This window comes from Baia soyae, assembly GCF_004341445.1.
Taxonomy (GTDB): Bacteria; Bacillota; Bacilli; order Thermoactinomycetales; family Thermoactinomycetaceae; genus Baia; species Baia soyae.
Window position 1 is genome coordinate 50,613 of the sequence record NZ_SLXV01000006.1, and the last position, 26,190, is coordinate 76,802.

At 44.1% G+C, this 26,190-nt stretch carries 28 protein-coding genes; 4 read left to right on the forward strand and 24 right to left on the reverse strand.

The window, feature by feature from the left end:
- Positions 1-77: 77 nt before the first annotated feature.
- From recN to xseA, 9 genes are all read right to left on the reverse strand, one after another.
- The gene (gene recN, locus EDD57_RS03380) at positions 78-1,793 is read right to left on the reverse strand and encodes a DNA repair protein RecN (RefSeq protein ID WP_131848078.1); all 1,716 of its coding nucleotides are present in this window, start codon (positions 1,791-1,793) and stop codon (positions 78-80) included.
- A 12-nt stretch (positions 1,794-1,805) separates the two neighbouring features.
- Positions 1,806-2,252, reverse strand: coding sequence for a transcriptional regulator AhrC/ArgR (ahrC, locus tag EDD57_RS03385; RefSeq protein ID WP_131848079.1), 447 nt, complete (start codon positions 2,250-2,252; stop codon positions 1,806-1,808).
- 18 nt (positions 2,253-2,270) lie between these two features.
- Positions 2,271-3,131, reverse strand: a complete 861-nt coding sequence (locus tag EDD57_RS03390) for an NAD(+)/NADH kinase (RefSeq protein WP_131848080.1) — start codon at positions 3,129-3,131, stop codon at positions 2,271-2,273.
- A 16-nt stretch (positions 3,132-3,147) separates the two neighbouring features.
- Positions 3,148-3,681: a hypothetical protein gene (locus tag EDD57_RS03395; protein WP_131848081.1), complete on the reverse strand. Its 534-nt coding sequence runs from the start codon at positions 3,679-3,681 to the stop codon at positions 3,148-3,150.
- A 57-nt stretch (positions 3,682-3,738) separates the two neighbouring features.
- On the reverse strand, positions 3,739-4,545 hold the full coding sequence (locus tag EDD57_RS03400) for a TlyA family RNA methyltransferase (protein WP_243649425.1): 807 nt from the start codon (positions 4,543-4,545) through the stop codon (positions 3,739-3,741).
- Between the two features lie 11 nt (positions 4,546-4,556).
- Complete coding sequence (dxs, locus tag EDD57_RS03405) at positions 4,557-6,443, reverse strand: 1-deoxy-D-xylulose-5-phosphate synthase (RefSeq protein ID WP_131848083.1); 1,887 nt, start codon at positions 6,441-6,443, stop codon at positions 4,557-4,559.
- A gap of 191 nt (positions 6,444-6,634) precedes the next feature.
- Positions 6,635-7,531 (reverse strand): polyprenyl synthetase family protein, encoded by an 897-nt coding sequence (locus EDD57_RS03410; protein ID WP_165873650.1) that lies wholly within the window; start codon positions 7,529-7,531, stop codon positions 6,635-6,637.
- Between the two features lie 3 nt (positions 7,532-7,534).
- Entirely contained in the window at positions 7,535-7,792 is a 258-nt protein-coding gene (gene xseB, locus EDD57_RS03415; RefSeq protein ID WP_131848084.1) for an exodeoxyribonuclease VII small subunit, read from the reverse strand.
- Positions 7,785-9,149 carry an exodeoxyribonuclease VII large subunit gene (gene xseA, locus EDD57_RS03420; protein WP_131848085.1) on the reverse strand — a complete coding sequence of 455 codons (1,365 nt, stop codon included), beginning with the start codon at positions 9,147-9,149 and terminating at the stop codon, positions 7,785-7,787. The genes xseB and xseA overlap by 8 nt, the downstream gene beginning before the upstream one ends.
- 103 nt (positions 9,150-9,252) lie before the next feature.
- On the opposite strand from xseA, the gene EDD57_RS03425 reads away from it, so the two are divergent.
- Together EDD57_RS03425 and EDD57_RS14305 are read left to right on the forward strand one after the other, a co-directional pair.
- Positions 9,253-9,444, forward strand: a complete 192-nt coding sequence (locus EDD57_RS03425; RefSeq protein WP_131848086.1) for a hypothetical protein — start codon at positions 9,253-9,255, stop codon at positions 9,442-9,444.
- A 233-nt stretch (positions 9,445-9,677) separates the two neighbouring features.
- Complete coding sequence (locus EDD57_RS14305) at positions 9,678-9,830, forward strand: hypothetical protein (protein ID WP_165873651.1); 153 nt, start codon at positions 9,678-9,680, stop codon at positions 9,828-9,830.
- A gap of 14 nt (positions 9,831-9,844) precedes the next feature.
- Here EDD57_RS14305 and folD read toward each other — a convergent pair whose 3' ends face one another.
- The 5 genes from folD to accB all read right to left on the reverse strand — a co-directional run bounded on the left by folD (position 9,845) and on the right by accB (position 13,648).
- Positions 9,845-10,705 carry a bifunctional methylenetetrahydrofolate dehydrogenase/methenyltetrahydrofolate cyclohydrolase FolD gene (gene folD, locus EDD57_RS03430; protein ID WP_131848087.1) on the reverse strand — a complete coding sequence of 287 codons (861 nt, stop codon included), beginning with the start codon at positions 10,703-10,705 and terminating at the stop codon, positions 9,845-9,847.
- 146 nt (positions 10,706-10,851) lie between these two features.
- Positions 10,852-11,271 (reverse strand): transcription antitermination factor NusB, encoded by a 420-nt coding sequence (gene nusB, locus EDD57_RS03435; protein WP_131848088.1) that lies wholly within the window; start codon positions 11,269-11,271, stop codon positions 10,852-10,854.
- A 72-nt stretch (positions 11,272-11,343) separates the two neighbouring features.
- Positions 11,344-11,742, reverse strand: coding sequence for an Asp23/Gls24 family envelope stress response protein (locus EDD57_RS03440; RefSeq protein WP_131848089.1), 399 nt, complete (start codon positions 11,740-11,742; stop codon positions 11,344-11,346).
- Positions 11,743-11,748: 6 nt separating this feature from the next.
- The gene (accC, locus tag EDD57_RS03445) at positions 11,749-13,104 is read right to left on the reverse strand and encodes an acetyl-CoA carboxylase biotin carboxylase subunit (RefSeq protein WP_131848090.1); all 1,356 of its coding nucleotides are present in this window, start codon (positions 13,102-13,104) and stop codon (positions 11,749-11,751) included.
- 22 nt (positions 13,105-13,126) lie between these two features.
- Positions 13,127-13,648, reverse strand: a complete 522-nt coding sequence (gene accB / locus EDD57_RS03450) for an acetyl-CoA carboxylase biotin carboxyl carrier protein (RefSeq protein ID WP_131848091.1) — start codon at positions 13,646-13,648, stop codon at positions 13,127-13,129.
- A 258-nt stretch (positions 13,649-13,906) separates the two neighbouring features.
- Here accB and pepF point away from each other — a divergent pair, with 258 nt between their 5' ends.
- Positions 13,907-15,721, forward strand: a complete 1,815-nt coding sequence (gene pepF, locus EDD57_RS03455) for an oligoendopeptidase F (protein WP_131848092.1) — start codon at positions 13,907-13,909, stop codon at positions 15,719-15,721.
- Positions 15,722-16,384: 663 nt separating this feature from the next.
- Here pepF and recG read toward each other — a convergent pair.
- The 6 genes from recG to EDD57_RS03485 form a co-directional block, all read right to left on the reverse strand.
- Complete coding sequence (recG, locus tag EDD57_RS03460; RefSeq protein ID WP_131848093.1) at positions 16,385-18,433, reverse strand: ATP-dependent DNA helicase RecG; 2,049 nt, start codon at positions 18,431-18,433, stop codon at positions 16,385-16,387.
- Positions 18,430-19,317 carry an L-serine ammonia-lyase, iron-sulfur-dependent, subunit alpha gene (gene sdaAA / locus EDD57_RS03465; protein ID WP_131848126.1) on the reverse strand — a complete coding sequence of 296 codons (888 nt, stop codon included), beginning with the start codon at positions 19,315-19,317 and terminating at the stop codon, positions 18,430-18,432. The genes recG and sdaAA overlap by 4 nt, the downstream gene beginning before the upstream one ends.
- Positions 19,318-19,404: 87 nt before the next feature.
- Positions 19,405-20,064 (reverse strand): L-serine ammonia-lyase, iron-sulfur-dependent subunit beta, encoded by a 660-nt coding sequence (sdaAB, locus tag EDD57_RS03470; RefSeq protein ID WP_131848094.1) that lies wholly within the window; start codon positions 20,062-20,064, stop codon positions 19,405-19,407.
- A 120-nt stretch (positions 20,065-20,184) separates the two neighbouring features.
- Complete coding sequence (locus EDD57_RS03475) at positions 20,185-21,048, reverse strand: DegV family protein (RefSeq protein WP_131848095.1); 864 nt, start codon at positions 21,046-21,048, stop codon at positions 20,185-20,187.
- 11 nt (positions 21,049-21,059) lie between these two features.
- Positions 21,060-22,766 carry a DAK2 domain-containing protein gene (locus EDD57_RS03480; protein ID WP_131848096.1) on the reverse strand — a complete coding sequence of 569 codons (1,707 nt, stop codon included), beginning with the start codon at positions 22,764-22,766 and terminating at the stop codon, positions 21,060-21,062.
- A gap of 12 nt (positions 22,767-22,778) precedes the next feature.
- Positions 22,779-23,144 carry an Asp23/Gls24 family envelope stress response protein gene (locus tag EDD57_RS03485; RefSeq protein ID WP_131848097.1) on the reverse strand — a complete coding sequence of 122 codons (366 nt, stop codon included), beginning with the start codon at positions 23,142-23,144 and terminating at the stop codon, positions 22,779-22,781.
- A gap of 228 nt (positions 23,145-23,372) precedes the next feature.
- Between EDD57_RS03485 and rpmB the strand changes: the two genes are divergently transcribed.
- On the forward strand, positions 23,373-23,561 hold the full coding sequence (rpmB, locus tag EDD57_RS03490; protein WP_072334255.1) for a 50S ribosomal protein L28: 189 nt from the start codon (positions 23,373-23,375) through the stop codon (positions 23,559-23,561).
- 100 nt (positions 23,562-23,661) lie between these two features.
- On the opposite strand, the gene spoVM is transcribed toward rpmB, so the two are convergent.
- From spoVM to rsgA, 4 genes are all read right to left on the reverse strand, one after another.
- Complete coding sequence (spoVM, locus tag EDD57_RS03495) at positions 23,662-23,742, reverse strand: stage V sporulation protein SpoVM (RefSeq protein WP_131848127.1); 81 nt, start codon at positions 23,740-23,742, stop codon at positions 23,662-23,664.
- A 130-nt stretch (positions 23,743-23,872) separates the two neighbouring features.
- Entirely contained in the window at positions 23,873-24,520 is a 648-nt protein-coding gene (locus EDD57_RS03500; protein WP_131848098.1) for a thiamine diphosphokinase, read from the reverse strand.
- A gap of 11 nt (positions 24,521-24,531) precedes the next feature.
- A complete protein-coding gene (gene rpe, locus EDD57_RS03505; protein ID WP_131848099.1) occupies positions 24,532-25,194 on the reverse strand; it encodes a ribulose-phosphate 3-epimerase in 663 nt (220 codons plus the stop codon).
- A 1-nt stretch (position 25,195) separates the two neighbouring features.
- A complete protein-coding gene (gene rsgA, locus EDD57_RS03510; protein ID WP_131848100.1) occupies positions 25,196-26,086 on the reverse strand; it encodes a ribosome small subunit-dependent GTPase A in 891 nt (296 codons plus the stop codon).
- Positions 26,087-26,190: the final 104 nt, after the last annotated feature.

Sequence of the window (26,190 nt, forward strand, 5' to 3'; positions counted from 1 at the left end):
TCAATCAACTCTGTTTATGTTACTCAAAAGCTTCCATCGAATCAAAATCACAGTCTCTGGAGCAAACCAGTTTTTGGTTAATCCACCAGCATACTCCAGCGCTTCTCTTTTACCACATTTGCCAAACGAATCATCTCAGTAGCGTGGTCTTTGGTTTTATCCGTGACTTCTACTCCACTTAACATTCTGGCTAGCTCTAAGACACGACCAGAATGGTCTAAACGGTCGATCTTGGCTCGGGTAGACGTAACTGTGCTCTGTTTCGAAATACCATAATGATGGTCCGCCATACAGGCCACTTGGGGTAAATGGGTCACACATAACACTTGAAAACGTCCTGCGATATAAGCGATTTTCTCTGCGATAGCTTGGGCGGCTCGTCCGCTTACTCCTGTGTCCACTTCATCAAAAATCAGTGTATCAACTTGCGTCACATCGGCAAAGATACAGGTAAGTGCCAGCATGATTCGAGACATCTCGCCGCCAGAAGCGATTTTTGCTAATGGACGAAGCGGTTCTCCCAAATTGGGAGCGATTAGAAACTCGACACCATCTTGCCCTGTACGAGTAAGCCGTCTTTGCGCATTTTCTTCCGCGTGAAAATGAACCCGGAATAAAGTCTCTCCCATATACAGGTCTGCCAATTCACGTTCCATTTCCACTTCTAATTTACGCGCTGCCTTCTTTCGAAGCTGTGTAATCTGCGAAGCGAGTACAAATAAACGTTCCTTGTACAGATCTTGATTCTTCTCCAAATCATCCCTGTGCACATCGCGGTCCAATAGTTGTGATAGCTCTGCTGAAATTAATTCCTCATACTCGAATATGTCTGGGATCGTTTCTCCGTATTTACGCTTTAGTTGCCCGATATGGTGAGCGCGCTCTTGAGCCTCCGCTAATCGCTTCGGATCAAAATCTAACGTATCTTGATAGTTGCTCATGTCTCGGATGATCTCATCTAACTGGTCGGCTACGCTAAGCAATTGTTCATGCAATACTTGCAGCTTCGGATCCAGATCCGCCACATTCGCTAGCTCTGATAACGCTTGCTGAAGGAAATCTAAGCCTTGGTGCTCCCCATATAAACTGCGATAGGAACGACTGACATGAGCCATTAATTTCTCCGTATTCGCTAGTTTTCGGCACTCGATCTCTAATTCTTCATCTTCACCCAAAATTAACTGGGTATCTCGAATCTCTTGCAACTGATATTCTAACAAGTCGATACGTTGTACCCATTCTCGTTCATCTTGATTTAATCTTGCTAATTTACGCTCTATTTGAATAAATTTATCATAATTTTCTTGGTACTCTGCTCGTGTGGTAAGAAGCTCATTTCCTCCATATTGGTCAATCCACTCAAGATGCATATCGATTTGATTTAATTTTTGGTATTCGTGCTGACCATGAATTTCAATCAGATGAGAGCCTATTTGTTTTAAAGTCCCGAGCGTAACCAATCTACCATTCACCCGGCAACTACTTTTTCCATTTGCCAATAGTTCTCGGCGAATCCATAAACTGCCCTCTTCGAGCTCAAGGCCTTGCTCTTCAAACAAGGCAGATAGCTGCTCACTCAGTTCACAGTCAAATACAGCTTCAATTTCAGCTTTTTCTTTTCCATGACGGACGAAATCAGCAGAAGCCCGGCCCCCCATCACTAGCCCAAGAGCATCGATTAAGATGGACTTTCCAGCGCCTGTCTCCCCTGTCAACGCATGAAAGCCATGAGAGAAATCAATATGTAATTCTTCGATGATGGCAAAGTGACGAATTGATAACTGCCGAATCATATTCATCGTCTCCTAAAGCATATCTAAAAATCGTTGAACGATAGTAGGTACTAGTTCTTTATTACGTACAATTAGCATGATGGTATCATCACCTGCAATGGTTCCGATTACCTCATCCCATTCTAAATTATCCATCAAAGCTCCAATAGCCTGAGCGTTTCCGGGTAGGGTCTTCATGACAATTAAATTTTCTGCATGATCGATCCCTACAAATGTTTCTTGTAACATTCTCTTCAATTTTTGGTTGGGATTAAAACGATTATCCAACGGAAGAGAGTATTTATATGTGCCGCTATTGGTAGGAACTTTTACCAGATGTAATTCTTTAATATCACGAGATACCGTTGCTTGAGTTACATTATATCCAGCTTTTTTTAATTCTTCCACCAGTTCGTCTTGTGTTTCGATATCACAGTGGGTAATGATATCCCGAATCTTAATGTGCCTTTGCGCCTTCACAGTTGTTACCTCCTGTAGTTAACCCTTCTCATCGCCATGAAGCTTTTTACGTACTACTTCAAAGAAGGAGCGTTCTCTCCACTTTACTAAATAGGTTTGATTTTGAGATCTTCTGATCCGAATCAAATCACCCTCATGAATCTCAAAGCCAATTTGTCCATCAATAGTCATCCCCATCTCATGATGCGCAGCAGATACTCGTACTTCTAACTCACTCTCTGCTGGTAACACCATGGGCCGAGAAGTAAGGGTATGTGGGCAGATCGGGGTTAACAAGATCGCTTGAAACCCTGGCCACACAATCGGGCCACCGCAAGATAATGAGTACGCTGTAGAGCCAGTAGGAGTGGAGACAATAATCCCGTCACCTGAGTAACTACCTAAGAACATCCCATCCATACTAACCGAACAGTTGACGATTCTCCCAAATGAACCCTTGGCGATCCCGACATCATTAAAGGCGGTTCCTCGATGAACAATCTCTCCTTTTCGGATGCATTCTGCATCAATCATCATCCGTTCTTCAATACAAAAATCATTATTTAGGACTCGATCTACAGCACTTCCTAGATTATCTGGCTCTGCCTCAGACAAAAAACCTAAGTTCCCTGTATTTATCCCTAGTATTGGCAACTTCGCCCCAGCTAACTCACGACCCACTCCTAAAAGTGTGCCATCTCCCCCTAGAACAAATACGATTTCCACACGATTGGGAAATTCTTTCAGCGGAATCCCGCAATCATCTCGGCCTAACACACTTGCTAAGCCCTGCTCGAGTAACACAAACGCATTTTTCGCACAGAGGAGTTGCATTAATTCCTTCGCAACCTGCAAAGCATGTGGTTTGCTGGCATTCATCATAATGCCGATTCGCTTCACAACTCCTACCCCATTTCTATTTGGTTATCGACCATGCTACAAGCATTCCTAATACAAACACAACGATATAGCTCCACGGAAAAGGGGATCGTTTCTGAGAAGGAAATTCATATTGAAACGTGATTTCCTGCACACTGCGCGCCTCTACATCCACATAAAGCAAACCCATTGGCTTCGCTAATAAGTAAGAAGCAAAAAAAGAATCTCGTAAGGAAGCCCCTACTTTTTTTAGTGGTCTCCTCCGCCTTGAGGTGATCACAGCATAACGGTTCCCATACTCATCCGTAGCAAATACATCGACAAACATCCGGCTATCAAAGCTTTCTTCACCGATTTTAATATGGAGGGGAATCTTCTGCTTTTCCGCATACGCTTCGTATCCATTTTCCTGTAAGATCGAAGGGATTTCACCCCTGAGCGGTTCAGGATCAGGACGAGTATTAAAAACCCAATCTTTCATCGAAGCAAACGAAAACCATTTTCTGAGGAAAAAGAAGAAGATGACTCCAACTAATAGGAATAAGACGATCGGATCTCCGGAACGTGTCATACGCACCTCCCCCTTCCCCTACTAATTCGGAGTCATGAAAAAGAAACCTTTTTATTTTTAGGAAAAACGTTGATGTACTTCCTGTACGATTTTTGAAATTTGAGTCGCCCAATCTTCTTGAACAGGCGTCTCTTGTTTTTGAAGCAAGCTGATAAATTCAATATTTCCTTCTCCACCTGTAATAGGGGAACCCGAAATCCCTTTTACAGAAAATCCATTGGAGTTGGCTGTAAACACAAATTTCAATAATACTTGCTCATGAATCTTAGGATCTTTTACAATCCCCTTTTTCCCAATCTGTTCTTTCCCCGCTTCAAATTGGGGTTTTACCAAGGCAATGGTTTCTCCGCCAACTGGCAAGAGTTGCCGTAAAACGGGCAAAATATGAGAAAGAGAGATAAACGACACATCTATCGTAGCATAGGTAGGCTCTTCACCTGTCAGTTGCTTCTTTTCTAAATATCGAAAATTGGTCCGTTCCATGACGACCACACGGGAATCTTCACGAATCTTCCAAGCTAGCTGTCCATACCCAACATCGATCGCATACACCTGTTTCGCACCATTTTGCAGAGCACAATCTGTAAATCCACCTGTTGAAGCACCGATATCTAGCACGACTTGATCTTGAACAGAGGTAGGAAAAACCTGCAACGCTTTCTCTAACTTTAATCCACCTCGGCTCACATAAGGAGAAACCTGTCCTTTAATCGTAATCGTCTTATCTACTGGCACCTTAGTCCCAGGCTTGTCGATTCGCTCCTGTTCAACCAAGACAAGCCCAGCCATAATGGCACGCTGGGCTTGCACGCGACTTTCATAAAAACCTTGTTGTACGAGTAACACATCAATTCGCTCTTTCACTGCGTATCCTCTTATACTTCCTGTTTTTTCTTTACAAAGCGGGTTACTTGATCAGCAATTTGAGGTGGCGTTAGTCCTACTTCCTCCATCTGCTGAGCCATACTTCCATGCTCTACAAAGTAATCTGGAATCGCAAGTAACTTTACCTTTGCATCATAAATCTCTCTTTGTGCAAAAAACTCTAACACTGCACTTCCGAAGCCACCTTGTAGGGCCCCTTCTTCCATTGTAACGATTGGCATCTGATCGTGATAAAGAGATAAGAGCATTTCTTCATCCAATGGCTTCACAAACCGAGCATTAACCACTTTCGCGCTAATTCCTTGTTTTTGAAGTAATTCTGCTGTTTGAATAGCTGGCTCAACCATGGACCCAAATGCTACTAAGGCTACATCTTCTCCATCTTGCACGGTTTCTGATTTCCCGATTGGAATGAGCTTAAACTCTTCGTCCATCTGTACTCCAGTACCGTTTGCCTTCGAATAACGAACCGCAATTGGTCCTTTTCCATATTCGGTTGCTGTATAGAGCATGTGTTGAAGCTCATTTTCATCTTTTGGCATCATCATCACCATGTTTGGCTGGGAACGCATAAAGCCGATATCATAGATCCCTTGGTGAGTCTCGCCATCTTCTCCCACAAATCCAGCGCGGTCGATCGCAAACACGACATGTAAGTTTTGCCGACAAATATCATGAACGACTTGATCATACGCACGTTGTAAAAAGGTCGAATAGATCGAAAAGACAGGGATAACCCCTTGCGTAGCAATACCCGCTGCAAAAGTACCAGCATGTTGTTCCGCAATCCCGACATCAAATGTGCGATCCGGGAACCGCCTCTGGAACTTCTCCAGTTTTGATCCTGTAAGCATGGCTGGAGAAATCGCTACGATCTTTGGATTCTCTTCTGCTAACTTGATCATCGTCTCCCCAAAAACAGCTGGGTAGGCTACTGGTCCGCCGGATTTTTTGGCAAATGCTCCTGATTCGATCTTATACGTTCCAACCCCGTGATAGTTCACTTGATCCTCTTCAGCAGGTTGGTATCCGTTCCCCTTACGAGTCACAATGTGTACTAGTACAGGACCTTTAGTATGCGCCGCTTGACGTAGGCACTCCATTAGATCCGTTAAATTATGGCCATCTATCGGGCCAAGATAGGTGAAGCCCAACGTTTCAAATAAAACTCCGTCTACAACTAGGAATTTCAAACTATCTTTGACACGTTCAAGCAGATGGGCAAATGGTGTACCCACAGAAGGGATTTTTTTAATAAGTGATTCCAGATCATGCTTGGTTTTCGAGTATGTCTTGTTAGTGCGTAGACGTCCTAGATAATTATGGAGCGCTCCAACATTCGGACTGATTGACATTTCATTATCATTTAGTACCACAATGAGGTCTTTTTTCTCTTCCCCAATATGATTAAGCGCCTCGAGAGCCATACCACCTGTCAAGGCTCCGTCACCAATGATGGCAACCACTTTATTATCTTCACCTTTTAAATCACGTGCAGCCGCCATCCCCATCGCACCCGATAACGATGTACTACTATGTCCCGTTTCCCACACATCATGTTCACTTTCGCTCATCTTAGGAAAACCGCATAAGCCTTTGTATTGACGAAGCGTTGGGAAAAGATCCATTCGTCCTGTCAATAATTTGTGAACATACGCTTGGTGACCCACATCCCATAAAAACTTGTCCTTCGGACTATCGAATAAATAATGCAGAGCAATAGTCAGTTCTATTACACCTAGGTTAGAGGCGAGATGTCCGCCTGTTTTTGATAAACTTTCAATTAAAAATTGACGAATTTCCTCCGCTAACTTAGGTAATTCTTCTACTGGGAGTTTTTTCAGGTCGTCTGGTGATTGCATCTGCTCCAAGAGCATCGCGATCGCCTCTCTTTCTAGTTTCTTTATGCACAAAGTATAGCATTTAAATTGACTTTTTATTGGTTGAAATGATCATATCAGAAAAACGCCGGTCACGAATCTTGGTTCGAACCGGTTACGATCTCAATCAAATCCCCTATGTATGTACATATCATTCTTTTTAAACGTAATTATTATTATACCATAATCTAACGATCACGTGACATTAGGTAATCAGCTATCTCCATTAGTCTCCCCGGGTTGCAATCTGGAATATTCATGAGCGCTATCTTTGCTTGGGAGATACAGTGATGTAATTTCTTCTTCGATTCTTCCAGCCCTAATAATGACGGGTACGTCGACTTGTGATTCGCTTCATCACTCCCCACACGTTTCCCAATCTTCTCTTGGTCACCGATTACATCTAAGATATCATCTTGAATCTGAAAGGCCAATCCAATTCCATAAGCAAATTGGCTCAAAAAGTGCATCGCCCCTGGGGATACCCCAGCCACACGAGCTCCCATGCGAACCGAATATGCAATCAAATCGCCAGTTTTCCGTTTATGAATAGACTGGAGATCTTCTAAAGCAATTTGTCGATCTTCAGCTAAGAGATCACTTACTTGTCCCCCAACCATTCCCCTTGCACCCGCTAAATCGGCTCCTTCTCGCACGATAGTCATCGCCGTATGCACAGGTAAATGAGCCTGAGTAGCTCCATCTGCCAACAAGCCAAACGCTTCCGTAAGCAAAGCATCTCCTGCTAGGATCGCCATCGCTTCACCATAAACCTTATGATTCGTTAATTTGCCACGACGATAATCATCATCATCCATGCTAGGCAGATCATCATGGATCAGTGAATAGGTGTGAATCATCTCCACTGCGCAGGCAAATGGAAGGATTCGCTCTGCCTCCACTCCAAACGCTTCTGCCGTCGCAAGTGCAAGGACGGGCCTGATCCGTTTCCCCCCTGCTAATAGCGAATAGCGCATGGAATCTAACAACGGTTGCGGAATATCAGTAAGATGGCTTGTATATGTATCTAGCTCTTCATGCACGAGCTGTGCTTTTTGCTGTATGTAATCACGAATGGTCGGCACAGTCTATAGTTCCTCCTCATTTTGGAAAGGTTTCTTTTTCCACTCCCCGTTTTCTTGAACTAGCATCTCCACTTGTTGCTCCGCCCAATCTAACTTTCCTCGACAAAAAAAAGCTAATTGGTTTCCTTCAGCAAACAAACAAATCGCTTGATCAAGAGGCACTTCTCCTTGCTCCAATTGTTTCACAACCGCCTCTAAGCGCTCCATCGCCTCTTCAAATGAAGTGGGCTCAGAAGGTTGTACACTTTGATTATTACTCATCGCCCTGTTCCTCCGTTCCAAATACTTGGCATTTTAAAATTCCGTCCTGCATGCGTACTTTTAATAAATCACCTAGTTTGACTTGAGAAGTAGACGCGATTAAATCTGGTTGATGAAAACGATACACTACCGAATAGCCTCGTTTCAATACTTTTAATGGGCTAAGGGCATCTAATTTTTCTAAACTACGTTCCAAACGATTCCCTTCTCGATCCATCGTAGCATTCATCGCTCGAAGTTGATCCCGGCATAATCGAGATAATTGCTCTTGGTATGAGATAATAGATTGATGGGGACGGAGCCTATATAGTCGTGAAGATAGCTGTTCTACCTTTAGAGCACTTTTCGCTGTCTTAGACTGTGCATAACTACGCAGATCACGTTCTAGATAGTCAAGCCTTTGCGAATACTGCTCCAGACGTTCCCCTGGTTTTTGAAAAATAGGACGTTCGAGTACAGAATGTAATTTACTCCGCTTTCCTTCGATCACCTTAATAGAGGAGTGATAAAGCCTTGTATGGAGAGATTCAAACCGTTGCGCGATCTCTTGAAAATCAGGGACCACCATCTCTGCTGCTGCAGTCGGAGTAGCCGCTCGGAGGTCTGCTACATAATCGCTCAGCGTATTATCTGTCTCATGTCCCACAGCTGAGATAATCGGGATCAATGACTCGGCAATCGCACGAACCACTACTTCCTCGTTAAAAGCCCACAGTTCCTCTAACGAACCGCCACCTCGTCCTACGATTAATACATCGACATCAGCTAATCGATTCATCTCCAGAATCGCCTCTGATATCTCCCGTACGGCATGCATCCCTTGGACCGCCACAGGAAGTAGCACGATTTGAGTAAGCGGATAACGCCGCTTCATCGTCGTAATAATATCCCGAACCACCGCTCCTTGCGCCGAAGTGATAACCCCCACACGACGTGGATACGTTGGGATTTGTCTCTTAGGGCGTGTAAATAACCCTTCCAGCTCTAGGCGTTCTTTTAGCTGAAGATATTTGCTATATAAATCCCCTTGCCCGCTATTCTTCATCTCTAAGACTTTTAGCTGTACTTGTCCGTCTTTTTCGTACACATACAGCTCACCACGAATGGTTACTTGATCTCCATTCTTCGGCTTAAAGAGTAGAAAGCGACTCGACCATTTAAACATGACAGCTTTCATCTTAGCAGATTGATCTTTAATGGAGAAATACATGTGTCCACTGGAAGTGTGATGAATAAAGTTCGTAATCTCACCTTGAATCCAGACCGCTTTACTACGCTCGTCTCGGTCTACTAGTCCTGAGAGGTGAGAAACAAGCTCAGATACACTCCAGATTTCGCGTTCTTTGCGATGGGGCATGTTGGTTCCTCGCTATCTCTATATGTATGGGATGGGGCTTGAGTTAGGGCTTTTGATTGGGCTTTGACAGAACGACCGGAGAAGCTTTGGGGGTTCAGTGCTCTTGAAGCCTTGCGCAGATGTAAAAAGACCGCTACGGCAATTAGCTACGGGCGCGAGCAAAACTCGCATTCGCTCAAACATGTTGCTCGCTTCCTCCCTTCGCCAACCGCCTCCGCTCTGTAAGTGGCGTTCAAAGGCACATTCACCACCAAAGCTTCTTCCGATCGATTTCGTCGATAGTCCGTTTGAGTGACGTGTGTAATGTATGCTTTTTGTACCAACCTAAATCCATAAATGATTGCAACTTCTAACTACAGTCATCTAGTCATAAAACCCAATCACGCCGTCTGTTATTAATCAGATAATGGAGATGGAATAGGGGCAATGTGTCTGACCACTGCGATGTTAGTGAGTCTACTTAGCGTAGTTCTTCGAAGCAAGGGCGTTTTGTGGCAATGTTTGAGCGTTCTTTGCGAGTTTTGCCACTTGCCCGAAGCTTCGATGGACGAAGCGGACTTGCTTTTCCACATCCGTGCAGGCTCACTATTTGAGCTGTGGTCAGACACATGCCCCGGGACATCCTATCTAGATAAATCAACAGAAGCACTCAATCAACAACTCATCTCAATCAGCGAATAAAGCTAGTCCTAAACTTACTCCACACTATCCTCACTCGCACGTTTCGCCGCTTCAATCGTATTATGCATCAACATCGCAATCGTCATCGGCCCTACACCACCCGGCACAGGCGTAATAGCAGATGCCTTATCGAACACCTCATCAAACAACACGTCACCAACCAACTTACCTTCCTCATTCCGATTCATCGCCACATCAATCACAACCGCATCCTCTTTGATATGATCAGCTGTAATCAAGCCCACCCTTCCCACAGCACTCACAATAATATCAGCCTGCCTAGTAAAGGTTGCTAAATCCGGCGTACGAGAATGACACATCGTAACCGTAGCATTGGCACGTTGCAGTAAAATCGAAACCGGCTTCCCTACAATATTACTTCTTCCAATCACCACTACATGCTTTCCATCTATTGTAACATTAGAACGCTCTAAAAGTTGCATAATTCCAAATGGCGTACACGGTAGATAACAATTCAATCCAGTCATCATTTTTCCTACATTAATCGGGGTAAATCCGTCTACATCTTTCTCGGGTGAAATCGCTTCGATTACTTTTAACTCGTCAATATGCTTCGGTAGAGGTAATTGTACCAGAATCCCATGAACCGCCTCATCTTGGTTCAATTCTTCAATTCTATCAAGAAGTTGCGTTTCCGTTATATCTTCGCCCATCCGAAGGACTTCTGACGCAATCCCAACCTCTGTGGCCGCACGAACTTTCCCACGGATATACGACTGGGAAGCTGGATTATTCCCAACAAATATCACCATCAAACCCGGACGAATTCCCTGTTGCTGTAACTGTGAGACTTCCTCTTTTAACTCTTGACGAATATCACTTGCGATTTGTTTTCCATTGATTAATTGTGCCATTTGTCATCACCCTTATAGACCGTAGTTTTTAGATATGTTATGGTTTCACATATTATCATCCAGTTTATTCGTTTCTACGAAAGCTGTAAAGGAAAATCCGAACAATATAAAAAGAGAGCGAAGCAATATTCGCTTCTACTCCCCTATTATTGTATTTCTTCCCGTAACTGATCTAGATCTTTCGCCAATTTACCTAAAATCCCATTGATAAAGCGGCTTGTTTCCATCCCACTAAATGCTTTGGAAAGCTCTACTGCTTCGTTTAGCACCGCACCAGATGGCGTTTCTGGTTGATAGAGTAACTCCAGCGTAGCCACACGTAGCACAGCTCGATCCACGGCAGAAAGACGGCTTAGCTTCCAGCCTTCTTTTACATACCGCTCTAAAATAGGATCAATCTTAGGATGATGCTCCTTCACGCCTTGGACCAGGAACCGATAAAAACCCAAATCTTCCCCTTGAACCTTCTTCTCCAATTCGCGAATCATTTGGAGATCTGCTTCAGGATGCACATCTTGCTGATATAAAGATTGAATCGCTATTTCTCTTGATAATCTCCGACTCATTTAAAATCCTCCAAAAAGAAACCCGAGCCACCTTCTTGGGCCCGGTTTCGATGTAACTTCTTACCTACTATCTTACCTTACTCTTGGGTTAGATTCCCCGTCTTTTGTTTTTTCAGGTTGTGGAAATTTAATTCCTTCGACACGAACCACAATCTGATCTACTTGGATACCCGTCATCGTTTCCACAGCCGATTTGATACTTTCTTGTACTTGTTTTCCTACTTCCGGGATTGGCACCCCGTATTCAACAACAAGCGATACCTCAATCGTTGTGGTCTCATCCAAGTTTACCGTAATACCTTGACGCAGGCTTTTCCGACCAATCAGCTGATTAAAGTTCTCGACGACGCCGCCACTTAGACCAATAACTCCCTTGACCCCAGTCGCAGCTAGCCCAGAAATAACTTGCAACACTTCTGGTGCAATCTCTACTTTGCCTAGATTGCCATTTTGCGTTGGTAGATGTTCCATATTAGCTTAGGTTCCCTCCTCGTATATATTAGTCGTTTCCAAAAACTGAATATGAAAATCACCAGAGCGAAATTTTGGGTGCTGGATCATGAGTTGATGGAAAGGAATCGTAGTATGAACACCATCAATCGCAAATTCATGCAATGCACGATTCATGCGGTCGAGTGCTTCCTCGCGATCCTTTCCCCAGACAATTAACTTCGCTACCATTGAATCATAAAATGGAGGAATACGGTAGCCCTGATAACAAGCGCTATCCACTCGAACTCCCATACCACCTGGAGCTAAGTACGTTTTAATCGTACCCGGCGATGGCATGAAGTTTTTATCAGGCCGCTCAGCATTGATCCGGCATTCGATCGACCAGCCGTTGATAGCGATATCTTCTTGTTTCACTAAGAGTGGTTCTCCTGCGGCTACCCGAATTTGTTCTTTAACTAGGTCAATCCCTGTAATCATCTCTGTAACAGGATGTTCAACCTGGATTCGAGTATTCATCTCCATAAAGTAGAAGTTTCGATCGCGATCAAGGAGAAGCTCGACCGTACCTACTCCTTCATAATCAACAGAGCGCGCTGCAGCGATCGCAGCCTCACCCATTCGCTCACGCAATTCTGGATTAAGGGCTGGAGATGGGGCTTCTTCAATCAGTTTTTGGTATCGACGTTGAATCGAGCAGTCCCGTTCACCTAAATGAATGACATTTCCATGGGAATCAGCTAAGACTTGAATTTCAATATGGCGAGGCTCTACTAGGAATTTCTCTAGATACACGCCTGGGTTACCAAAGTTGGCTTCGGCTTCCTTCTGCGCTAGCGTAACCGCATGGCGCAATTCTTCTGAACTATGTACAATTCGCATTCCTTTTCCGCCACCACCAGCTGTTGCTTTTACGATGACGGGATAGCCGATGGAAGTAGCAATCTCTTCAGCCTCATTGAGATCTTCAATGACACCTTGCGTTCCCGGAACGACTGGAACTCCTGCTTCTTTCATCGTTTCACGAGCCGTTGTCTTATCCCCCATCTTCAGGATGGCTTCTGGCGATGGACCGATAAAGGTAATGCCACATGCCGCACAAAGCTCAGCGAAATCGGCATTTTCCGATAAAAATCCATATCCAGGATGGATCGCATCTACTCCAACTAGAGTTGCCACACTCAGCAAATTAGTCATGTTTAGATAACTTTCACGAGATAGAGCTGGACCGATGCAAAAAGCCTCATCTGCCAAACTCACATGTAATGCCTCTCGATCCGCTTCGGAATAAACGGCTACAGTGGCAACTCCTAGCTCTCGACAAGCTCGGATGATTCTAACAGCAATTTCTCCACGATTTGCAATAAGTACTTTTTTAAACATGCACATTTTCCCTCCTGAACAATCAGGACGTTTTTACCAAGAACAATGGTTGTCCATATTCTACTAACTGGCCATTTTCTACTAACACTTTTACAATTGTGCCTTTTACATCCGCATCAATCTCATTCATCAGCTTCATCGCTTCCACGATACATACGATCGTTTCGTTTTGAACCAGATCTCCTTCTTTTGCATAGGGCTGAGAATCTGGGGAAGGTGCACGATAGAATGTCCCTACCATAGGAGAGACGATTTTATGTAAAGTAGCATCCTCCATATCAGGTGCTGCTGCAACCGGAGTTGCTTCTACTACAGGTGCTGGACTCGCCACCTCTGCCGCAACAGGTGCTGCGACTGGAGTTGGTTGTTCCACATGTTGAATCACTGGTTGTGTCGCAACAGGGATGCTTACTGTCTGTGCAGTAACCCCATTATTTTTTTTCATCTTAATGGTGGTTTCTTCATTTTGGATTTCAAATTCTTCGATTTGAGATTCATCTATCAATCGAATAAGTTCACGAATTTCATGCATTTTAAATGCCATTATATTTGCTCCTTTCTAATCAGGTAACGGTTTAATCATAAAGGTTTTTGCTAGGCTTGACCAGTCCTTATGCGGGAATTACCCATTCAGTCAAAATGATGACACTTCTACAAGAGAATATTATCATGCACTTATTACATAAAAATCCATTGGGAAATTCGGCGTACTTGCAATCCGATTTACCTCATATCATCACATAGGTATAATAAAGATAAGAATGTCCATTTTTATCGTTTTATATCATAAGGAGGATCTAAGATGGAATCGAAAGCAAAAAAATTACCAAAACGATCTGAAATTGCCATCCCAGATACATGGCGATTAGAAGATATATTTGCCACAGATGATGCATGGGAGCAAGAATATAAAGATATTAAAGCGACTCTTCCCGGGTTTGCCCAGTTTCAAGGCAAGCTAGGAAGCTCAGCCGATATCCTTTTTCAAGCATTACATATTCGTGACCAAGTTTCAGAGAGATTAGGCAAAGTATTTGTGTATGCTCGTATGCGTTACGACCAAGACACCACCAACTCCCATTACCAAGCGTACAATGACCGTGCGGCTAGTTTAATGACAGACGCAAGCAATGCCATGTCCTACTACCGCCCAGAAATCTTAGCAATTCCCGAAGAGAAAGTTACCTCGTTTGCCAAAGATCACGAAAAACTTTCTTTATACGGATATGAACTGGAAATACTAAATCGTTTCCGTTCTCACACCTTATCAGAAAAAGAAGAATCTCTACTCGCACAAGCGAGTGAAGTGCTAGGATCCTCTAGCCGCACCTTTAGTTACATAAACAATGCCGACATCAAATTTCCCTCCATTCTAGATGAAAATGGAGAAGAAGTGGAAATTACGCACGGTCGCTACATCCAGCTTCTCGAAAGTAAAGATTCTCGAGTACGTAAAGAAGCGTTCCAAGCCGTCTATGAAACATACGGTAAGTTACGTAACACGCTTGCAAGCACCCTATCTGGACAGGTGAAAAAGCAAAATCTTATTGCTAAAATTCGTCAGTACGGATCTGCACGTCAAAAGGCATTAAACGATAATCAAATTCCGGAAACAGTATACGACCAACTAATCGAGACTGTTCACGAACATCTACCTCTTCTCTATCGCTACTTCGATATCCGAAAAAAAGCGCTTGGCTTAGAGGAATTACATCTCTATGATTTATTCGTTCCCCTCACTTCTGAGCTGGAGATGAAGGTTAGTTACGAAGAAGCAAAAGATCTGCTTCTTAAGGGCCTACATCCACTTGGGGACGAATATCTACAAGTGTTACAAACAGCTTTTGATAACCGTTGGGTCGATGTTTATGAGAACCAAGGAAAGCGTAGTGGGGCTTACTCTTTTGGAACCTATGGAACCAACCCGTACATTCTCATGAACTGGCAGAACTCTGTCGATAACCTGTTTACACTTGCTCATGAGTTTGGCCATTCCATTCATAGTTATTACACTCGAAAGACTCAACCACACGTCTATGGGGACTATTCGATCTTTGTAGCGGAAGTAGCTTCCACCTGTAATGAAAACTTGTTAAACGACTACCTATTGAAAAACACAACAGATCCACAGAAACGTCTCTATCTGATTACGCATCATTTGGATAAGTTCCGTAGCACTATTGTTCGCCAAACGATGTTTGCCGAATTCGAGCTACTTATCCATCAAAAAGATCAAGCGGGTGAGGCATTAACAGCAGATGTGCTTTCTCAGATGTACTACGATCTTAACAAAAAATACTTTGGTGAAGGCGTCGTAGTCGATCCGGAGATTGCATTAGAGTGGGCGCGTATCCCTCACTTCTATTACAATTTCTATGTATATCAGTATTCCACAGGGATCAGTGCAGCTACCGCCCTGTCTAAGCAAATTCTCGAAGAAGGACAGCCAGCAGTTGACCGCTATCTAGACTTCTTGAAAGCAGGAAGCTCACAAAGTCCGATCGACATCCTCAAACATGCAGGCGTCGATATGAACTCTCCAGAGCCGATTCGCGAGGCATTTGTAGTGTTTAAGGAGTACTTGGATGAGTTGGAAATGTTGTTAGGGCAAAAATAAGGGATTTGAGCATGAAAACAGCCTAACCGTACATCGGCTAGGCTGTTTCTTTTTATAATAGTTTACTAATAGTATCAAAGGGACTTTGTATCCCGAAACAAACTAAGAAAATCAACAACACTATGCAACTCATAACGATCTTAAACATTTTATTATCATCCTGCCATATCTTTTCCCCGCGGAATTTACTCACAATAATATCTGTAAGAAAGTAGATATAAGAGAAAAATAGAGTCAAATATATCATAGTGAACGTAGAATCAAAAGATAGCATTGCGTCTACCATGTAGCCAAAGGTACCGTATAAAGCAATTTTTAAAGCCCATTTGAAACCTTTATTCTCCACATCGTGAGACACCCAATCAATATAAATGGAAGAAGCTGTGCCAAAAGAGGCCGAGATAAGAAAGCATGCGAAGAACGTAATGACAGCATAGACTAATAAACTCCCCGGACCCTCCATAGCATCTATACCATCAGAACTCGTAAAATAATATAGAAGTGCACAAACAAAACCAGTAACAGCGGCAATTTTCGTTTTTCTAATAATAATATCGTACATAAAGTTCACCTTATTCTACAGATGACCTCTTAGCGCCACCACAAAGAGGTCGTATTGGGCAAACCCTAACCAAACGATCAGTTAGGATCACTTATTTTCTCTTAATCAAAACTCTTACTATTTAATCCCTCTGCCTGCAAACGGTCATAAATGGGCTTCGTCTCTGGTTTCGAGCCAAACTCGGGATCGTTCACAATCAAAGCCGCATCCGCCCTGGCTACTTCCATGATCTTCAGATCCTCTGCCAAATTAGCCACTTTAAACGCAGGAAGCCCACTTTGCTTCACACCTAGAAAGTCGCCAGGCCCCCTCATCTCTAAATCACGGCGGGAGATCTCAAATCCGTCCGTTGTTTCCGTCATCACTCTCATTCGCTCATTTCCTTGCTCGGAGCGTGGGTCTGCAACCAAAACGCAAGTGGATGCACCGCCGCCCCTCCCTACACGTCCTCGCAACTGATGAAGCTGAGCAAGTCCAAAGCGATCAGCATCATAGATCACCATCACCGTAGCATTGGGAACGTTTACGCCTACCTCGACGACTGTCGTAGAAACCAGCACTTGAATCTCATTTTCCGAAAAGGCCCTCATTACCTCTTCTTTCTCCGCTGGGTTCATTTTTCCATGAAGAAGTCCGACTCGCACAGGAGAAAGCTCCAAAGTTAGTTGTTCATATAAGTCATGCGCGTTTTGCAAATCTAACTTCTCTGATTCTTCAATGAGTGGACAAATCACATATGCTTGATGACCTGTCTGGCACTCTTTTTCGACAAAGGTAACGATGCGGGGAAAGAGATCTATTTTCACCCAATATGTATCAATCGGTTGCCGCCCAGCTGGCATCTCATCGATCGTGGAGATATCCATTTCTCCAAAGACAGAGATCGCTAGCGTACGTGGGATCGGTGTCGCTGTCATGAATAGGACATCGGGATTACTCCCCTTCTCACGAAGCAAGGCACGTTGTTTCACACCAAAACGATGCTGCTCATCCGTAATCACGAGGCCTAATTGCCGATAAACAACTCCCTCTTGAATGAGAGCATGTGTCCCCACGACAATATCAGCTAATCCCATTTGAATCTGACTTAACGTATCTCGTCGCTCTCTCGCTCTCATATTCCCTGTGAGCGAGACAATCGTAAGACCCAGTGGACGCAAAATGGCTCGCAATGATTCGGCATGTTGATCCGCTAAGATCTCCGTTGGCACCATAAGCGCACCTTGGTAACCAGATAAATAGTTCGCATACAAGACAATCGCGGCCACAACGGTTTTCCCAGATCCCACATCCCCTTGCAATAAGCGATTCATCTGAGGGGAAGCTTGTAAGTCATCTAGGATTTCATCTACTACTCGTCTTTGTGCACCTGTCAGAGGAAAGTCTAACTGGGATACAAGCTCCTCTACTTTTTCATGATCAAAGCGATGGGAAATCCCTTCTATCTCCGTTTTTTGAAGCCTCCGTAGATACAATAATTTCGCTTCATAGAGGAGGAGTTCCTCATATGCCATCCGTCTGCGTGCTTGATGACCTTCCTGCTGTCCCTTAGGGAAATGGAGATAGTACATCGCTGTGGCACGAGGAAGTAAACGGTATTCTTCAATCAAAGTAGAAGGTAAAATCTCCCCAATCTCCCCGCCAAATCGCCTATAAGCCTCCTCAATCAATTTCCGAAGCCAATTGATTTGTACATTAGCATTTACAGAGTAGACAGGCTCCAAACGACCCGCCTGCTTCTCTTGCTCAGCCTCACTCACAAACGTCCGCTTCGCTAAAATCTCTAGCTTATGACGATCAAAGCGCCCCGAAACCATAATCGTTTTTCCGGGGATCAGTTTATCCTTTAAAAAATGTTGGTTAAACCAAACCACCTGGACCATGATCCCATCCACATCCAGACGAGCGGATAACCTGGAGCTATTTTTCTTAAACCATCGAAAACTGGGGGTTTGATACACTTTTCCTTGAACGGTTATCTGGGATTCGTGCTCTGCTTCCCCTAGATCGGTCACCCGATAGTCGATATAACGATATGGATAATACTCCAAAACATCCTGAATCGTGGAAATCCCTAGCTCCTCTAGATGCTGTTTACGCTGAGGTCCGACGCCCGACAACACATCAACCGGATACTGAGCCAAACTCATTCGGATGACTCATTTCCAAAAATTTGCCGCTCCAAACTACGACCAGTCGGAGTAGCCGCTAAGCCACCCAACGCTGTCTCACGCAATGATACCGGCATATCTCGGCCAATTTTATACATCGCATCGATCACTTCATCCGTCGGAATCACACTTTCAACTCCCGCTAATGCCAAATCGGCGGCTACCATCGCAATCGCTGCACCCATCGCATTCCGCTTCACACAAGGGGCCTCTACCAATCCGGCTACAGGGTCACAGACCAGTCCGAGCATATTTTTAAGCGCAATGGCCACTGCTTGTGCCGATTGGGAAGGAGTCCCTCCAGCCATTTCGACCACAGCGGCCGCGGCCATCGCAGTCGCAGAGCCCACTTCCGCTTGACATCCGCCAGCCGCACCGGAGATACAAGCATTATTCGCGATACAAAAACCAATCGCACCCGCTACAAACAAAGCTCGTACCATGTCCTCACGACTCGAGTTTAATTTTTTCGATGCAGTCGAAATCGTGCCAGGCAAAATCCCGCAAGCACCCGCGGTTGGCGTTGCTACCACAATCCCCATCGCCGCATTTACTTCTGATACCGCTGTAGCACTCGCAACCGCTTCCAGAACAGTCGATCCCGTTAACAGAACCGGAGCGTTCTCGCGATACATCATAATCTTCCGTGCATCTCCACCTGATAGCCCACTTTTGGACTTCAGATCTTCGGTTGTACCCCGTTCAATGGCTAATTCCATCACTCGAAGGTTTTCTTCCATTTCACGATAAATTTCTTCTATCGGACGATTCATAACATCTGATTCTTGCCGCATCATCACATCCGAGATTTTTAGTTGTTCTGATTCTGCATATTCGACTAGTTCTGCCACTGAGCGAAACAACATGTTTAGCTCCCCTTTCCAACAGTAGAATAACCCAAGTAAAAGACACTTTCAAAGGCCTTCTCACTTGGGTTACAAGTTGTTATTTTATGAAAGAACGGTGACTGAAAGCATGCCATGTTGCTTGCGAATCTCTTCTTGGAGCAATTCATCCACAACCTGGTCTGTCTCGATCGACATCAATGCTTGAGACCCTTTTTCTTTACGAGATACTTGCATATATCCAATATTAATTTCGTGCCTAGCTAAGATAGTCGCTACCGCCGCCACCGCTCCATGTCGATCATGATGGTAGACCAATAAGACAGGAGCATTTCCCGACAAACTCAACTGGAAGCCGTTTAGCTCGGTAATCTCCATCTTTCCACCACCAATCGAGATGCCTACTACTTCTAGACGATGGTCGCCATCTTGAAGAATCAGGCGAGCCGTATTCGGATGATCTGTCAGTTCATCTGATTCGATAAACTCGACAGCCATGCCCTCTTCACTCGCGATGTCTAACGACTCAGCCATACGAGTATCAAACGTATCAAAGTCAAGCAATCCTCCTACTAAGGCGATATCAGTTCCATGACCCCGATACGTTTTTGCGAAAGAGCCATATAAAATGATACTAACGTGCTGAGGCATCTTTCCAAACATGGTACGTGCCGCCCTACCAATCCTCGCAGCGCCTGCTGTGTGCGAGCTAGAAGGACCAATCATAACAGGTCCAATGATATCAAAAACTGTACGATATTTCATATGCAATCGCTACCCATCCATCTAAGATCTACAAAAATCCTCATTCACCAAATCCTAATTATTAACAAATGTATCAGACCAAGAAAAAAGGTACAAGGGGATTTCTTCATAGAGCTTCATTTAGATTTCGATATACGGTGCTACTGAGATCGCAACAGTACCTGGTCCTGCATGGGTTCCAATAACCGGCCCAATCTCCGTCACAATTAGTTCTTTCACTTCAAACTCCTGCTCAATTCGTCGCACCCATTTATCAGCCTCTTCTGGATTACGCGCATGCATAACTCCGATCGACACAGCTCCAGCTTGAGTCTGCTCTTTTATAAGTCCAAACAACCGTTCAAACGCTTTATTTTTACCTCGTACTTTATCAACCGCAAATACAACGCCTTCTTGGTTTACAGACAAAATGGGTTTAATGTTCAAAAGTGAGCCTACAACCGCGGATGCTTTTCCAATTCGTCCACCTTTTTGAAGGTATTCCAATGTATCCACTAAGAAAAAAATAGAAGTGTGCTCTCGATTTGATTCCAAAAGCCCTTTGATTTCCTCTAGAGACTTACCCGCCTTTGCCGCATGAGCAGCTGCAATCACTTGTAAGCCACTTCCTAAAGAAGCAGAACGAGTATCAAATACCTCAATCTCCACATCTGGATTTTCCATCATCGTAGAAGCGAGCACGGCGGTCTGATAAGAGCCACTTAGACCCGATGAAAGAGAAACGAGAAGAATTTTCTTCGCACCTTCATCAATTGCCTTCTGATATGCATTTACATAATCCATCGGCGCCGGTTGAGAAGTAAATGGGATTTCCTTGCTTTCTGCTAATTTTACATAAAACTGGTCCGCAAAGAAGTCAACACCATCATAATACGTCGTTCCTTCAATATGACACGGAATCGAAACGAGGCTGATTCCAAGCTCTTCCCTTAACTCTTTCGGTAAATCTGCTGCGCTATCACAAATTACTTTTACTTGATCCATAAGGCACCTCGCTATTCAACAGAAAATAAGAAGTAATAGAGTGGCTGTCCTCCATCATGAACCTCAATTTCTACATCTGGGTAAGCATCGCCCAAACGTTTTGTCAGCTCATCTGCTTGATCTGAAGATACATCTTGACCGTAGATAACAGTAACAACATCTGCTCCATCAACCGCCATCTCACCTAATAACGTAAAAGCAGTATCCATCAAATCTTGCCCCACTACCTCAATCTTACCTTCTGTGATTCCTAGATAATCACCTTGTTTAATCTGATGCTCATCAATCTGAGTATCACGTACGGCATAAGTAAGCTCACCTGATCGTATGGCCTTATAAGCAGAAGTCATATTGGTTTTGTTTGCCTCAGGTGTAGCATCCTTATCAAATGCTAACAATGACGCTAATCCCTGCGGAATCGTCTTAGTAGCTAGTACCGTTACCGGCACGTCCACTACCTCGCCCACTTGTTCTGCAGTCCAAATAATGTTCTTGTTGTTCGGTAAAATGATAATATGCTCTGCATGAATTTGCCCAATCGCTTTCACGATATCTTCCGTACTTGGATTCATCGTTTGACCGCCCTCGATCACCACATCGACTCCCAAACTACGCATAATATCCGCTACTCCAGAGCCTGCCACAATCGATACAATCCCGTATGGCTTTTTCTCTACTTCTATGGCTGGTTTTTCTACTTTTGAACCATGAGAATGGGAAGATGTATGCCCTTCCGTTGCCGTTGCATATTGTTCACGCATATTTTCAATCTTGATCTTAATGAGATCACCATATTTTTGAGCATAACTAAGAGCGTCACCTGGATGCTCGGCATGAATATGCACCTTTACAAGCTCTTCATCTGAGATCACTAAGAGTGAATCCCCAAATTGAGATAGCTCTTCGCGAAAATCCCCTTCCGAGAAAGCATCTACTGGACGACGGGTCGTTTTTAAATCCACCATAAACTCTGTACAGTAGCCATTTTCAATCGTAGCTGGATCAATTTTCGCTTGTGCATTATCATGATGAGCCATTTCAGCTAAACTTTCTAAACTAGGAAGATCCTCTTTGGTTGCTGGTTGGTCCGCGACCACTTCACCTGTTAAAACAGAGAGCATCCCCTTATATACTAGCAACAATCCTTCTCCACCTGCATCCACAACACCTGCTTGTTTTAATACAGGAAGCATCTCCGGTGTACGGTCTAGGGTGACTTTTGCTTCATTTACAACGGCTTCTAATACTTCAATCGGATCGTTCGTACTCCGAGAGCGCTTCACACCAGCCTCTGCCGCTTCCCGCGCAACCGTGAGGATCGTTCCCTCAACTGGTTTGAGAACCGCCTTATAAGCCGTTTCCACTCCTCGTTGAAATGCTTCTGCTAACTGGCGAGGGCTCATCGTTTCATTTCCGGCTAATGCTTTTGAAAAACCACGGAAAAGCTGAGACAAAATAACGCCCGAATTTCCTCTTGCCCCCATCAGTAATCCTTTTGCAAGCGCTTCCGCTAGTTTCCCGATGTTTGCTTCATCCGCAAACTTCTCCATCTCTTTCACACCAGATGTAATCGTCAAACTCATATTGGTTCCAGTATCGCCGTCTGGAACAGGGAAAACGTTGAGGGCGTTTACCATCTCAACGTTGCGATTAAGATTGTTCGCGCCCGCACGCATCATTTGTAAAAATAAACTTGCAACAATTTCGCGTTGTGCCAACTGGGCTCCTCCTTACTCTTCATTCACCAATCGAACACCTTGAACAAAGACATTTACATAGTTTACTTTAATTCCTACTAATTGGTCTAAAGTATATTTCACTTTTGCTTGCACATTGTGTGCTACCACGGAAATTTTCGTGCCGTAACCCACAATAATATGCATATCGACAATCAGTTCGCTTCCTTCTTGACGAACCACGATGCCTTTACTGAGATTTTCACGACCGAGCAATTCCGCAATTCCATCTTTAATTTGTTTACGGGAAGCCATTCCGACGAGACCATAGCAATCCATCGCAGAAATCCCTGCTATGGTAGCAATAACATCATTGGAAACTTCGATTTGACCTAGGTTGGTCGAAACATCAATACTCATGACTACTCCTCCTTGAAGAAGGTTTCTCAGGCGTTTTTACTAGGACAATTTTACAACAACCCTCTTGATAAAGAAAGAGAAAAAGCCTTATCTGCTATTATACTCGTATCTCGCAAATTCAATAATGGAAACTGCCTTGCAGAGAATAAGCATGTGTGTTAGAATTGCATGGTGATTTATACCGACCGATCGTACGTGATTGTGATGGTTTAGGTAGGAGGTGCAAAAATGGCTCGTCGTTGTTTTATTACTGGTAAACAAGGCTCTACTGGAAACAAAGTTAGCCACTCTAACCGTAAAAGTCGTAAAAAATGGGGCGCGAACGTTCAAAAAGTGCGCATCTTGGTAGATGGTAAACCAAAACGCGTTTATGTAAGCACCAGAGCTTTAAAATCTGGTAAAGTAACCCGCGTTTAGTTATCGTGGGTTTTTTAACGCCCAATCCATATTGAAAAAAGCACTCGATTATACGGGTGCTTTTTTTGTATCTTTATAATTCCCTATCAGATTATTTCTATCAGCTTTTTTTAAATACCCCGATCAATGCCTTGACCATCCCACCGAGGAATTTCGGAAGCTTGATGGTATAGAACTTCACCCCGATTCCCTCCTTGTTCTATTAGCGTTTGGATCCGCACGATGACGAGCCCCATCGTGTCATCACTTATTTATATTCTATCCTCGCTATTATGTACCTAGAACAAAGAAAGAAAATTCCCTTAAGAAAGTTAAAAATCCGCACTTTGAATGCAAAAGCATTTGCCTGAATGGATCGTAATCTCGCCTGATTCCTGAGTGATTTCGTTGCTTACTCCTAGGCTTAGGCCACGAGTCAAAGTGGCATCGTTTAGAGGGTAGCGAAAGCCCTTTAATGTGACCCCGACAACTTGAGAACTACAAGGCAGCAGAGAAATGTACCTAGTATCTCCCTTCGTTACACAAATCGTCGTGGGACCAATCAGTAAGCAAATCTGATTTTTTCCAGCAACGAGCGTGCAAGGAATCGATGTCGTAGTAGCCAGCCACTCTAACAAATATAAGTTTGCTAGAGCATGGTCAAATCGCGCTCCACCTAATGCTCCTAACAATAAAATCTCATTAGGCTGTAGCTTAATAGCTTCTTCTAGTGCAAAATGCGTATCTGTGACATCCTTTTCACTAGGCAGTGTACGGTACGAAATTTGTAAGTCTTCGAGCTTAGAGAGGTATTCCTCTCCTGCTGTATCAAAATCCCCTACAGCTAGATGAGGATTCATACCCAAATCAAGTAACGGCTCAATCCCTGCATCAGCTGTGATGAGGAAGTCATCTGGACGGATGTGATGCAGGTCTTCTTGGGTTACTTCTCCTCCCGCGATCACGACAACTCGTTTCATGGATTTAGCTCCTATCTAGAGACCGATAAAGCCGCATCACGAATCTCGGTGATGGCACGAGCACGATCTTTTGCACCAAAGACGGCTGAGCCTGCCACAAGCACATTTGCTCCTGCTTCCGCTACTAGTGGAGCCGTCTCTTTATTTACACCGCCATCTATTTCGATATCTAAGTTTATTCCTAGTTGATTGGCGATATCCCGCACTTGACGGATTTTAGGGAGTACGGAGTGAATAAATTTCTGCCCTCCAAAGCCGGGATTAACTGTCATCAGTAGCACAAGGTCTAGATCAGGAAGAATGGATTCGATTGTGGACGCAGGCGTGGCTGGATTTAATACCACCCCAGCCTTAGCTCCGCACTCTTTGATGTGATAAATCGTACGATGAAGATGAGGACAAGCTTCCTGATGAATGGTAATCAAATCTGCTCCCGCACGCGCAAAGGAAGGGATATACTGGTCTGGATTTTCAATCATGAGATGACAATCGAGTGGTAACTTCGTGTGCGGACGAATGGCTTCTACTACAAGTGGCCCTAGGGTAATATTGGGGACAAAGTGGCCATCCATCGCATCTACATGGATCCAATCTGCTCCTGCTTGGTCAATCAATCGTATGTCTCGTTCTAAATTAGCAAAGTCTGCTGACAGAATCGATGGTGCAATCTTCATGTTAGTACCTCCGAAGTTGAAGTTCTTTGATCTCTTCTAAGAATGTTACATAGTGATCATAACGTTTTGGATCAATTTCGCCGGTCTGGGAAGCTTCCCTTACCTTACAGCTTGGTTCATTTACGTGCAGGCATCCGCGGAAACGGCATCCTTCTGCCTTCTCACGAAACTCAGGGAAACAATGCCCTAAGTCCGCAGGCTCCATGCCATCAAAGGTGAGTTGGCTAAATCCAGGTGAGTCTGCTACCAGTCCCCCTGTTTCTAGCGGGATAATCTCCACGGAACGGGTAGTGTGTCGTCCTCTTCCAATCTTCTGACTTACTGCTCCTGTTTCTAATTGATGATTGGGTAGAATCCGGTTGAGCAGGGACGACTTACCTACACCAGATTGTCCCGCAAACACGGAAATCTGGTCTTTTAAATATGGCATGATTTGCTCAATCCCATCTGTGGTTTCGATACTGGTAGCCACGATGGAATAGCCTGTGGGAGCGTAACTGGCGCGAATTGCTTCCAGCTCAGCGGGGTCTTCTAATAAATCTAGTTTGGTTAGCACAACGACGATTTCGAGCCCAGCATGCTCTGCATGGACTAAAAAGCGATCCAGAGGCATTTGTTGGAACGCAGGCTCTCGCAGTGAGCACACAACCACTGCCTGTGTTACATTGGCAATTGCAGGGCGTACTAGCTCTGTCTGACGTGGTTCGATTGCAGTTACGTATCCTTTGCCTGCGTCTGTTTCGTCAAACTGTACATAATCCCCTACTAATGGCTTACATTTTTTCTTCTCAAACTTAAAAACCCCACGCGCCTTACATTCGTAGGTTTCCCCTTGATCGGTCCGAACATAATAAAATCCGCTAATTGCTTTGATAATTTGACCTGATGGCATACATACCTCCTGTAGGCTATGATAGTCTTCTATATGTATAATCTTATGTAGACCAAAAAATGGCTTTGTCTAACGAGATCATATCGAATCTCGATAGAACAAAG

What these genes read in the sequence shown, in the direction of transcription:
- recN (WP_131848078.1), bottom strand. Translation starts at nt 1,793, where the DNA reads ATGATTCGGCAGTTATCAATTCGTCACTTTGCCATCATCGAAGAATTA.
- EDD57_RS03395 (WP_131848081.1), bottom strand. Translation starts at nt 3,681, where the DNA reads ATGACACGTTCCGGAGATCCGATCGTCTTATTCCTATTAGTTGGAGTC.
- dxs (WP_131848083.1), bottom strand. Translation starts at nt 6,443, where the DNA reads ATGCTCTTGGAGCAGATGCAATCACCAGACGACCTGAAAAAACTCCCA.
- xseB (WP_131848084.1), bottom strand. Translation starts at nt 7,792, where the DNA reads ATGAGTAATAATCAAAGTGTACAACCTTCTGAGCCCACTTCATTTGAA.
- xseA (WP_131848085.1), bottom strand. Translation starts at nt 9,149, where the DNA reads ATGCCCCATCGCAAAGAACGCGAAATCTGGAGTGTATCTGAGCTTGTT.
- folD (WP_131848087.1), bottom strand. Translation starts at nt 10,705, where the DNA reads ATGGCACAATTAATCAATGGAAAACAAATCGCAAGTGATATTCGTCAA.
- nusB (WP_131848088.1), bottom strand. Translation starts at nt 11,271, where the DNA reads ATGAGTCGGAGATTATCAAGAGAAATAGCGATTCAATCTTTATATCAG.
- EDD57_RS03440 (WP_131848089.1), bottom strand. Translation starts at nt 11,742, where the DNA reads ATGGAACATCTACCAACGCAAAATGGCAATCTAGGCAAAGTAGAGATT.
- accC (WP_131848090.1), bottom strand. Translation starts at nt 13,104, where the DNA reads ATGTTTAAAAAAGTACTTATTGCAAATCGTGGAGAAATTGCTGTTAGA.
- accB (WP_131848091.1), bottom strand. Translation starts at nt 13,648, where the DNA reads ATGGCATTTAAAATGCATGAAATTCGTGAACTTATTCGATTGATAGAT.
- pepF (WP_131848092.1), top strand. Translation starts at nt 13,907, where the DNA reads ATGGAATCGAAAGCAAAAAAATTACCAAAACGATCTGAAATTGCCATC.
- recG (WP_131848093.1), bottom strand. Translation starts at nt 18,433, where the DNA reads ATGAGTTTGGCTCAGTATCCGGTTGATGTGTTGTCGGGCGTCGGACCT.
- sdaAB (WP_131848094.1), bottom strand. Translation starts at nt 20,064, where the DNA reads ATGAAATATCGTACAGTTTTTGATATCATTGGACCTGTTATGATTGGT.
- EDD57_RS03475 (WP_131848095.1), bottom strand. Translation starts at nt 21,048, where the DNA reads ATGGATCAAGTAAAAGTAATTTGTGATAGCGCAGCAGATTTACCGAAA.
- EDD57_RS03485 (WP_131848097.1), bottom strand. Translation starts at nt 23,144, where the DNA reads ATGAGTATTGATGTTTCGACCAACCTAGGTCAAATCGAAGTTTCCAAT.
- rpmB (WP_072334255.1), top strand. Translation starts at nt 23,373, where the DNA reads ATGGCTCGTCGTTGTTTTATTACTGGTAAACAAGGCTCTACTGGAAAC.
- EDD57_RS03500 (WP_131848098.1), bottom strand. Translation starts at nt 24,520, where the DNA reads ATGAAACGAGTTGTCGTGATCGCGGGAGGAGAAGTAACCCAAGAAGAC.
- rpe (WP_131848099.1), bottom strand. Translation starts at nt 25,194, where the DNA reads ATGAAGATTGCACCATCGATTCTGTCAGCAGACTTTGCTAATTTAGAA.
- rsgA (WP_131848100.1), bottom strand. Translation starts at nt 26,086, where the DNA reads ATGCCATCAGGTCAAATTATCAAAGCAATTAGCGGATTTTATTATGTT.